The following is a 5,040-nucleotide window of genomic DNA, read 5'->3' on the forward strand; positions in this document are numbered from 1 at the left end:
CACCTGTGTGTGGTGGTGTGGTGTTTCAGAGCTGTAGAGTGGATGCGTAACATCTTTGTGGGCAAGTCCTCGGCCTATTAGTACCAGTCAACTCGATAACACATTACTGTGCTTCCATTTCTGGCCTATCAACCCAATGGTCTGTTGGGGGCCTTAACCCACAAAGGGGTGGGATACCTCATCTTGGAACAGGCTTCCCGCTTAGATGCCTTCAGCGGTTATCCCTTCCGAACGTGGCCAACCAGCCATGCCACTGGCGTGACAACTGGCATACCAGAGGTTCGTCCGTCCCGGTCCTCTCGTACTAGGGACAGCCTTCCTCAAGTATCCTACGCGCGCGGCGGATAGGGACCGAACTGTCTCACGACGTTCTAAACCCAGCTCGCGTGCCGCTTTAATGGGCGAACAGCCCAACCCTTGGGACCTACTCCGGCCCCAGGATGCGACGAGCCGACATCGAGGTGCCAAACCATGCCGTCGATATGGACTCTTGGGCAAGATCAGCCTGTTATCCCCGGGGTACCTTTTATCCGTTGAGCGACACCCCTTCCACCAGGCGGTGCCGGATCACTAGTCCCGACTTTCGTCCCTGCTCGACATGTCTGTCTCACAGTCAAGCTCCCTTGTGCACTTGCACTCAACACCTGATTGCCAACCAGGCTGAGGGAACCTTTGGGCGCCTCCGTTACTCTTTAGGAGGCAACCGCCCCAGTTAAACTACCCATCAGGCACTGTCCCTGAACCAGATCATGGTCCGAGGTTCAGATTCCCAATCCGACCAGAGTGGTATTTCAACAACGACTCCACCAACACTAGCGTGCCAGCTTCACAGTCTCCCACCTATCCTACACAAGCCGAACCGAAAACCAATACCAAACTATAGTAAAGGTCCCGGGGTCTTTCCGTCCTGCCGCGCGTAACGAGCATCTTTACTCGTAGTGCAATTTCGCCGGGCCTGTGGTTGAGACAGCCGGAAAGTCGTTACGCCATTCGTGCAGGTCGGAACTTACCCGACAAGGAATTTCGCTACCTTAGGATGGTTATAGTTACCACCGCCGTTTACTGGCGCTTAAATTCTCAGCTTCACCCCGAAGGGTTAACCGGTCCTCTTAACGTTCCAGCACCGGGCAGGCGTCAGTCCATATACATCGTCTTGCGACTTCGCATGGACCTGTGTTTTTAGTAAACAGTCGCTTTCCGCTGGTCTCTGCGGCCACCACACCCTAGCCTGCAAGAGGCTTCAAGTGCACTGGCCCCCCTTCTCCCGAAGTTACGGGGGCATTTTGCCGAGTTCCTTAACCACAGTTCACCCGATCGCCTTAGTATTCTCTACCTGACCACCTGTGTTGGTTTGGGGTACGGGCCGTGCACGCACTCGCTAGAGGCTTTTCTCGGCAGCATAGGATCACTCTACTTCACCTCAATCGGCTACGCATCACGTCTCAGCCTTCATGAAACACGGATTTACCTATGCTTCGGCCTACACGCTTACACCAGTACTACCACTCACTGGCGGAGCTACCTTCCTGCGTCACCCCATCACTCGACTACTACGGAATCAGATCCCACGCTCCACACAGAAACCTCCGTCCGAAGACATCGGTAACTGGCTTTGGGTGGTTAGTATCAACCGCCTCATCCTGGGCGCACGTGCTCGGGTACGGGAATATCAACCCGTTATCCATCGACTACGCCTGTCGGCCTCGCCTTAGGTCCCGACTTACCCTGGGCGGATTAGCCTGGCCCAGGAACCCTTGGTCATCCGGCGGCAGAGTTTCTCACTCTGCATTCGCTACTCATGCCTGCATTCTCACTCCCACACCCTCCACGACTGGCTTCCGCCGCCGCTTCCCTGGATGCAGGACGCTCCCCTACCCATCCACACCACTAGACACAACCCGCAAGGAGTTGAGCCGATGTATTGCATGAATGACACAGCTTCGGCGGTGTGCTTAAGCCCCGCTACATTGTCGGCGCAGGACCACTTGACCAGTGAGCTATTACGCACTCTTTCAAGGGTGGCTGCTTCTAAGCCAACCTCCTGGTTGTCTGGGCAATCCCACATCCTTTCCCACTGAGCACACACTTGGGGGCCTTAGCTGGTGTTCTGGGCTGTTTCCCTCTCGACGACGAAGCTTATCCCCCGCCGTCTCACTGCCACACTCTCACACCACGGTATTCGGAGTTTGGTTGATTTCGGTAACCCGGTAAGGCCCCTAGACCATCCAGTAGCTCTACCCCCGCGGTGAAACATGTGACGCTGCACCTAAATGCATTTCGGGGAGAACCAGCTATCACGGAGTTTGATTGGCCTTTCACCCCTACCCACAGCTCATCCCCTCAGTTTTCAACCTAAGTGGGTTCGGCCCTCCACGTCGTCTTACCGACGCTTCAGCCTGGCCATGGGTAGATCACTCCGCTTCGGGTCTAGACCACGCGACTCAGACGCCCTATTCAGACTCGCTTTCGCTACGGCTACCCCACACGGGTTAACCTCGCCACGCAGCACTAACTCGCAGGCTCATTCTTCAAAAGGCACGCCATCACCGTAAACATCAAAGATGTTGCTCGGGCTCTGACGGCTTGTAGGCACACGGTTTCAGGTACTCTTTCACTCCCCTCCCGGGGTACTTTTCATCTTTCCCTCACGGTACTAGTCCGCTATCGGTCTTCAGGAAGTATTTAGGCTTACCGGGTGGTCCCGGCAGATTCACAGCAAATTCCACGAGCTCGCTGCTACTCGGGAACACCACACAAACAATCCACAACGTGTTTTCGCGTACGGGACTCTCACCCACTCCGGTCGCCCATCCCAAGACGTTCCACTAACACGCGCGATCATTCCGAGGACTGTCAGATCCTCGACGCTGGGTCCCACAACACCACACACACAACGCCTGACAGCTTGACATGTGCATGGTTTAGCCTCATCCGCTTTCGCTCGCCACTACTCACGGAATCACGGTTGTTTTCTCTTCCTACGGGTACTGAGATGTTTCACTTCCCCGCGTTCCCTCCACACACCCTATATATTCAGATGCGGGTAACACCACATAACTGGTGCTGGGTTTCCCCATTCGGAAATCCTCGGATCACAGCTCGGTTGACAGCTCCCCGAGGCATATCGCAGCCTCCCACGTCCTTCATCGGCTCCTGAAGCCAAGACATCCACCATGTGCCCTTAACAACTTGACCACAAAGATGCTCGCATCCACTCTACAGTTCTCAAACACCACACCAGAAACAAACGCCCCGGGACCGTGTCCAGCCCCTCGGCGTGTTGCCTCAGGACCCAACAGCATGCCAGCGAACAATTCTCGATCAAACCCGGCAGAACACTTTCCACACCTCCCGAAGAAGGCAGTACTCACACTTGCCGGCAACCTGACCTCAAACCATAACCAGTAGTTCCACAATTCCTTGAGCAACCAGCGCCAACACACATTCGGTGCTGAAACCCTGGCCACTCCACCACCGTTGATCCGGGTATCCCGGCGAGGTGGATGTGTTGCTCCTTAGAAAGGAGGTGATCCAGCCGCACCTTCCGGTACGGCTACCTTGTTACGACTTCGTCCCAATCGCCAGTCCCACCTTCGACCACTCCCCCCGCTTACGCGGTTGGGCCATGGGCTTCGGGTGTTACCGACTTTCATGACGTGACGGGCGGTGTGTACAAGGCCCGGGAACGTATTCACCGCAGCGTTGCTGATCTGCGATTACTAGCGACTCCGACTTCACGCAGTCGAGTTGCAGACTGCGATCCGAACTGAGACCGGCTTTAAGGGATTCGCTCCACCTCGCGGTATCGCAGCCCTCTGTACCAGCCATTGTAGCATGTGTGAAGCCCTGGACATAAGGGGCATGATGACTTGACGTCATCCCCACCTTCCTCCGAGTTGACCCCGGCAGTCTCCCACGAGTCCCCGCCATCACGCGCTGGCAACGTAGGATAAGGGTTGCGCTCGTTGCGGGACTTAACCCAACATCTCACGACACGAGCTGACGACAGCCATGCACCACCTGTACACCAACCACAAGGGAAGCCCTATCTCTAGGGATGTCTGGCGCATGTCAAGCCCAGGTAAGGTTCTTCGCGTTGCATCGAATTAATCCACATGCTCCGCCGCTTGTGCGGGCCCCCGTCAATTCCTTTGAGTTTTAGCCTTGCGGCCGTACTCCCCAGGCGGGGCGCTTAATGCGTTAGCTACGGCACGGACAACGTGGATGTCGCCCACACCTAGCGCCCAACGTTTACAGCGTGGACTACCAGGGTATCTAATCCTGTTCGCTCCCCACGCTTTCGCTCCTCAGCGTCAGTATCGGCCCAGAGACCCGCCTTCGCCACCGGTGTTCCTCCTGATATCTGCGCATTTCACCGCTACACCAGGAATTCCAGTCTCCCCTACCGAACTCAAGTCTGCCCGTATCGCCCGCACGCTCCACGTTAAGCGTGGAGTTTTCACGAACGACGCGACAAACCGCCTACGAGCTCTTTACGCCCAATAATTCCGGACAACGCTCGCACCCTACGTATTACCGCGGCTGCTGGCACGTAGTTAGCCGGTGCTTCTTATCCAGGTACCGTCACTTGCGCTTCGTCCCTGGCGAAAGAGGTTTACAACCCGAAGGCCGTCATCCCTCACGCGGCGTCGCTGCATCAGGCTTTCGCCCATTGTGCAATATTCCCCACTGCTGCCTCCCGTAGGAGTCTGGGCCGTGTCTCAGTCCCAGTGTGGCCGGTCACCCTCTCAGGCCGGCTACCCGTCGTCGCCTTGGTAGGCCATTACCCCACCAACAAGCTGATAGGCCGCGGGCTCATCCTGTACCGCCAGAACTTTCAACCAACCCCCATGCGAGAATCAGTGATATCCGGTATTAGACCCAGTTTCCCAGGCTTATCCCAAAGTACAGGGCAGATTGCCCACGTGTTACTCACCCGTTCGCCACTAATCCACCCGAAGGCTTCATCGTTCGACTTGCATGTGTTAAGCACGCCGCCAGCGTTCGTCCTGAGCCAGGATCAAACTCTCCAACAATGTC

General features: G+C 56.3%; 2 rRNA genes. Both read right to left on the reverse strand.

Going from position 1 to position 5,040, the window contains the following annotated elements:
- Positions 1-57 precede the first annotated feature (57 nt).
- A 23S ribosomal RNA gene (locus ACM6LU_RS39055) occupies positions 58-3,195 on the reverse strand.
- Positions 3,196-3,519: 324 nt separating this feature from the next.
- Positions 3,520-5,036: ribosomal RNA gene (locus ACM6LU_RS39060) — 16S ribosomal RNA — on the reverse strand.
- Together the 16S and 23S rRNA genes form the textbook arrangement of a ribosomal RNA operon.
- Positions 5,037-5,040: the final 4 nt, after the last annotated feature.

The sequence above is a fragment of the Amycolatopsis sp. cmx-11-51 genome (genome assembly GCF_047608665.1).
Classification (GTDB): Bacteria; Actinomycetota; Actinomycetes; order Mycobacteriales; family Pseudonocardiaceae; genus Amycolatopsis.